Genomic DNA, 5,832 nt, shown 5'->3' on the forward strand with positions numbered 1-5,832 from the left:
TGGGTGTATTGGAAAGGATGGCAATTATATTGGAATTGTTTTTATTAATGCTGTCGGTGGATGTTTTAATTTGCCCGAATTCCTTCAATGTTGGAGCAGTAACGGAAAATGGATTTACAGTACTGTTAAATGTCATGGCCACAGGCTTGTTATCAATGGAAGAATAAGAAACGACATTATTTAATTTAATATTGACTGGGACCCCAACAGAATTTTTTGCGGTAATAGTTAGTTTAGGGTTATCAAACGCAATATTCCCGCCAATTGCATTTGAAAAAATATCGATAAGAAAAGAATCTTTTGCTGAAACCAGGTTGTATTGTCCGACATACCCAAAAAGGGATTGGAATCCAATATCCTGGAAATTGGCTTTCACTTGTATATTCCCTGCTATAATTCCTGATCCGTTCAATGTTAAAGTATCGTTTGCAGGGAAAGTATTGAAGTTAGGCGAAATATTGGTCATGTGGAGGGTATATCCGTTTAGGTCAGCAGTGGTACTGTTTATCCCCTTTGAAACAGTTAAAACTTTTCTGAAGGGTTTACCATTCAATTTGATGGTTGGAAAATACAATATTAAACTGCCTGATTGATTAAATGTAGAGGTGATATTAAAATGCAAGGTACAGTTTTTGAGCTTCATGCTGTCAATTTTTTCCCCATTATTGAAAGAGAAACTAAAATTGTTGGTATGAGGGACAGAAACGCTGGTTTTACCCGCAGGGAATGTAGTCGGGAATCCCGCATCAGTACTGGAATATGTTTTCGAAAAATTTTGGGCAGGAATAGTTATCACTGAATTGGCCGAAATAGATTGAATTGGTTTATCATAGACCAGGGACAGGAAACCACTATTATCTTTTTGGACATAACCTGAAGTATCAATTTCGTTAAGAATATTCTGAATAGTAAGGTTCCCATGAGCCACGGGAATGGCAATCTTGGGATTATATTGAAAATAATTTGAGAAAGTATTAAAATCATAGGTTTTATCCACACATGCAGTTAGAAAAAAAACTAAGCCTGTGAACAAAAACATTACATTCGCTAGTCGTGTTTTCATTATATAACCGTTTTATTTTATCAAAAAGTAATGTTCATTTATGATGGTCTCTAATTTTTTGAGTCAATTTTTGCACCATCAATCATACTTAAAAAACCAGACAAACCTTTTTGAGGTTTTTTTGAATAAGCAGAAACAACCTCTTTTTTATGCCATATTATAATCAAAACCTGTGAGAAATAACTTCTCGTGCAGGCTTTTTTCAATGTCAGGATTTTGTTAATTAAGTTAATAGTTTTTCCTTAATCAACAGGCATAAATTTATACGAAAATATGAATTTTTTATCTTTCTTCTATATTTTCCAGAGACTATCTGCTTTTCTGATTATTTATCTTTTCTTTTAAAGTTTAAGGTGTTGAAAATAATTGAACTACAAAAAATTCTCCCCTCTGTTCATATTCCGCTTTGAACTGTCTGATCTATGTTTGGTCTGAATTGTTTTTTGAAAATGAAGAATTAAATTCTTAACGTTTAACCTTCTCTTAGAGAAAATGTATGTTGTTTGTTTTTCTACGGTTTTGAAGGGGAACCGCTAAAATTAAAAGATAATTGTTTTGGCAATTTTTTAATATCTTCGTGTTTTATAAAAATTTCAAACTCCTAAGGATTTAAATTAATATGCGGAAAGACAATAACTATGTCTGATCGTACGATATAACCTCATTTTTCGAAATGTGCGTGAAAATAAGATATATAACATTAAGTTTAATTTTTGTACTTCTTTTTAATAATTCCGCTAACGCGGCTACTTTGACACATTTTTCGTTTTCGGGCAAAAGTGGTTTCGATATGATGATGGGCTTGCTCGGAGGGCTTGCTTTCTTTCTGATAGGCATGAACATGATGAGCAAAAGTCTGGAACGCAATTCCGGCGCCCATTTAAGGAAAATGCTGGAAGGGCTTACCCGTAACCGTTGGATTTCTTTTGTAGCCGGCTCGTTTATTTCCATGATTATCCAGAGTAGTAGTGCTACAACTGCCATGACCATTGGACTGGTCAATTCAAAATTCCTGAAATTCAGGCAGACACTTGGTATTATCCTGGGGGCAGCAATAGGTACTTGTATTACTGCCCAACTTATTGCTTTTAAAATTACTGATTATTCGCTATTAATCATAGTTGCCGGCTTTTTGTTAAATAGTTTTGCCAAACATCCGAAGTATAAAAACATTGGAGAGACCCTTGTTGGTTTTGGATTGATCTTTTACGGGATGTATGTGATGTCCAGTTCTATCATTGTTGTTCAGTCCTATCAACCTTTTATCAATATCCTGGCAAAACTGGAAAATCCTTTGCTGGGTATTCTGATTGGTTCTGTTGCTACCGCTTTGTTACAAAGCAGTGCTGCTTTTATTGGTATATTGATGATTGTTGGTTCGGGTGGTTTGCTTACCCTTGATGCCGCCATTTCACTCTTACTGGGTGCAAATCTGGGTACTGCTTTTACTGCCATTGCCGCCAGTTTTAATACTTCCCGCGAAGCAAAAAAGGTAGCTGCTGCCCAGACTGTTTTTAAAATTGCCGGGGTGCTGCTTTTTGTTTGGTGGATTCCTGCTTTTTCACATTTTATTCAGAGTTTTCAGGGCCAAGAAATTGGAAATATGCATCAGGAAGGAGGATTATCCCGGCAAATTGCTAATGCATACACTGTTTTTAACCTTGGACTGGCCGCTGTTTTATTGCCTTTAACCGACGGGATAGCTAATATTCTGGATAGATTATTACCTGGTGAGGAAGAACAGGCAGGTTTAAAAACCAGATTTTTGGATAATAACCTACTTCCAACACCTTCTTTGGCTCTTAAATCGGCCAAACTGGAAACTCTTGATGTTTTTCATCTGATTGAAAGAATGATCAATTCAATTTTTAACATGTTCATGGAGAAGAATCCGGTGATTTTTTCACAGATCAAAGCAGATGAAGAAAAAGTAAATTATTTATATAAGGAGATTGATCATTATTTACTGCAAATCACCCGCGAAAACATAAGGGAAGAGAGGATAAATGAGGCTTTTCAGATTTTATATACGGTAAAAGAATTGGAGCAGATTGGGGACGTAATAGCTGTTAAGTTTGTAGAGAAGGCTCAGCAATGGTTGGATAGCGGAGGTGATTTTTCGCAGGAAGGCAAACGGGAAATAGAGGAATATTATCAGCTTACCATAAAGCAAATGAGAAGGGCCATGGAGGTATTTTCGGAGTTTAACCTGGAAAAGGCTGAACACATGAAGGAAAAATACAAACAATATCGCGAAATTTCTTTTGAGCTTGAACGGCATCATTTTCAGAGATTAAAAGAGGAAATGAAACAGTCGCTCGAAAGCAGCGATTTTCATCTTGAACTTATTGACGGATTACGAATTATTAATAGCCATTCCACCAATATTGCGCGCATCATTCTTGAATGGAGTGAAAAGGCTAAAGACTTAAATTAAGATGGAGATGATTAATCCTAAAATTAATGAAGGTTGGAAAACTTTACTTAAAGAGGAATTTGAAAAACCTTATTTTTATGATCTTCGGTCGTTTTTGATTGAGGAGAAGAAAAAGTATAATGTTTATCCTCCCGGAAATTTGATTTTTAATGCTTTTGACAGCACTCCTCCCGATAAAGTCAAGGTGGTTTTGCTAGGGCAGGACCCTTATCATGGGAAAGGGCAGGCTCACGGGTTATGCTTCTCGGTTCCCGATGGGATAAAACCCCCTCCCTCACTGATCAATATTTATAAAGAAATGAACAGCGATCTGGGGCTTCCTATTCCTCAAACTGGCAATTTGCAGCCCTGGACAAAGCAAGGGATTCTTTTGTTAAATGCAACTCTTACGGTAAGGGCAAACCAACCCCTGTCGCATCAAAATAAAGGCTGGGAGCTATTTACAAATACAGTAATCCGCATCATTTCCGAAAAGAAAACAGGTATAGTATTTTTACTTTGGGGAAGGCATGCCCAGGAAAAAGAATCTTTAATTGATACATCCAAACATTTTATTCTGAAGGCTGCCCATCCTTCTCCCTTTTCGGCCAATAACGGTTTCTTCGGTTGTAAACATTTTTCCAAAACAAACGAGATCTTACGGAGTTTGGGCAAAGAGGAAATTGATTGGAAATTAAACTAAGATTAAAAGAAGTAAATTGAAATGAACAAAGCATACAAAATTGTTGAAGTAGATGACCGGAAGACTGAACAGGAGTTTTTGTATCTTCCGGTGAGGCTATATAAGAATGATGATAATTGGATTCGTCCATTGGATAAAGATATTGAGGATGTTTTTGACCGTAAAGTCAACAAATATTTCAGGGATGGGGATTGTATCCGTTGGATATTAATGGATGCTGAGGACAAAACAATTGGGCGTGTGGCAGCATTTGTCGATTATAAAGGTTCTCTAAAGAATACTCAACCCACAGGGGGGATGGGTTTTTTTGAATGTATAAACGATCAGAAAGCAGCTTTTTTGCTTTTTGACCAATGTAAAAAATGGCTGGAAAAGAAAGGGATGAAGGCCATGGATGGTCCGGTGAATTTTGGTGACCGCGACCGCTGGTGGGGGGTTTTGGTTGATGGATTTGTTGAGCCCAACTATTGTATCCCTTATAATTTCCCCTATTACAAGGATCTGTTTGAAGCTTATGGTTTTCAAAATTATTTCAATCAATATACCTATTACCGGCTTATCAAGGAAGCCAAAGAAGGCCTCAGCCCGGCAATAATTGAGAGGGCTGAGCGTATACTCAAAAACCCGCGTTATACCTTTAAACACCTGGATTTAAAAGACGTAGATAAATATACGGAAGATTTCAGGACTGTTTATAATAAAGGTTGGGCGAATTTTGCCGGCGTAAAGGAAATTTCTGAGGCTCACGCCAAAGCCTTGATGAAGACCATGAAACCTATCATTGATGAAAAATTGATGTGGTTTGCTTACTTCGATGATCAACCGGTGGCCTTTTTCCTGATGGTGCCTGAATTAAATCAATATTTTAAGTATGTCAATGGCAAAATGAATTTTGCAGGAACCATGAAGTTCCTCTACCATAAATGGATGCGCCATTGTACCAAAGCCTGTGGAATCGTCTTTGGTGTTGTCCCCGAACATCATGGGAAAGGAGTGGAAGCTGCCATCATCATGGCCTTTTCGAAAGTTGCTTTTGATTCGAACTTTCAATATAAGGATTTGGAATTTAACTGGATAGGGGATTTTAATCCCACCATGATGCGTTTGCTTGGACAAGTAGGGGCAAAAATTGTCAAGACCCATGTGACTTACCGTTATATGTTCGATCCTTCCCTACCTTTTAAACGGGCTGCACACGTAAGCTAAAATATTTATAATTAATTTTGCAAAAAAATAATCCGGAGGGATTAAACGAAATATCGTGAATTGTTGGCTGTTTCGATGATAAGCGATAAATAAACCAGTTTAATTTTTCCGGAAAGCAAATTTTATTCAGAATGATCACACGTAAAGATATCGAATTAATGGCACCTGTTGGTTCGTACGAATCGCTAATGGCTGCGATTCAGGCAGGTGCTGATGCAGTTTATTTTGGTGTCGAAAATTTGAACATGCGTTCCCATAGTTCCATTAATTTCACCCTGGACGATCTCGAAAAGATTGTTTCCATTTGCCGGGAACATGAAATAAAATCCTACCTGACGTTGAATATCATTATTTATGACAAGGATATTCAACAGATGAAAGATGTGGTCGACAGGGCTAAGGCTTCAGGTATTTCTGCCATTATTGCAAGCGATATTGCTGTAA

5 protein-coding genes are annotated in these 5,832 nt (G+C 37.2%); 4 read left to right on the forward strand and 1 reads right to left on the reverse strand.

Annotation, left to right across the window (positions count from 1 at the left end; translation table 11 throughout):
* A partial coding sequence (locus Q8907_11665; GenBank protein ID MDP4274925.1) for a hypothetical protein occupies window positions 1-1,063 on the reverse strand: 1,063 nt, incomplete at its 3' end.
* A gap of 751 nt (window positions 1,064-1,814) precedes the next feature.
* Between Q8907_11665 and Q8907_11670 the strand changes: the two genes are divergently transcribed.
* The 4 genes from Q8907_11670 to Q8907_11685 all read left to right on the forward strand — a co-directional run.
* Window positions 1,815-3,500, forward strand: coding sequence for a Na/Pi cotransporter family protein (locus tag Q8907_11670; protein ID MDP4274926.1), 1,686 nt, complete (start codon window positions 1,815-1,817; stop codon window positions 3,498-3,500).
* Window positions 3,501-3,507: 7 nt separating this feature from the next.
* A complete protein-coding gene (gene ung, locus Q8907_11675; protein ID MDP4274927.1) occupies window positions 3,508-4,182 on the forward strand; it encodes a uracil-DNA glycosylase in 675 nt (224 codons plus the stop codon).
* Window positions 4,183-4,203: 21 nt separating this feature from the next.
* The gene (locus Q8907_11680; protein MDP4274928.1) at window positions 4,204-5,388 is read left to right on the forward strand and encodes a hypothetical protein; all 1,185 of its coding nucleotides are present in this window, start codon (window positions 4,204-4,206) and stop codon (window positions 5,386-5,388) included.
* Window positions 5,389-5,522: 134 nt separating this feature from the next.
* The coding region (locus tag Q8907_11685) for a U32 family peptidase (GenBank protein MDP4274929.1) at window positions 5,523-5,832 on the forward strand (310 nt) is incomplete at its 3' end.

This window comes from Bacteroidota bacterium, from assembly GCA_030706565.1.
In the GTDB taxonomy this organism is placed as follows: domain Bacteria; phylum Bacteroidota; class Bacteroidia; order Bacteroidales; family JAUZOH01; genus JAUZOH01.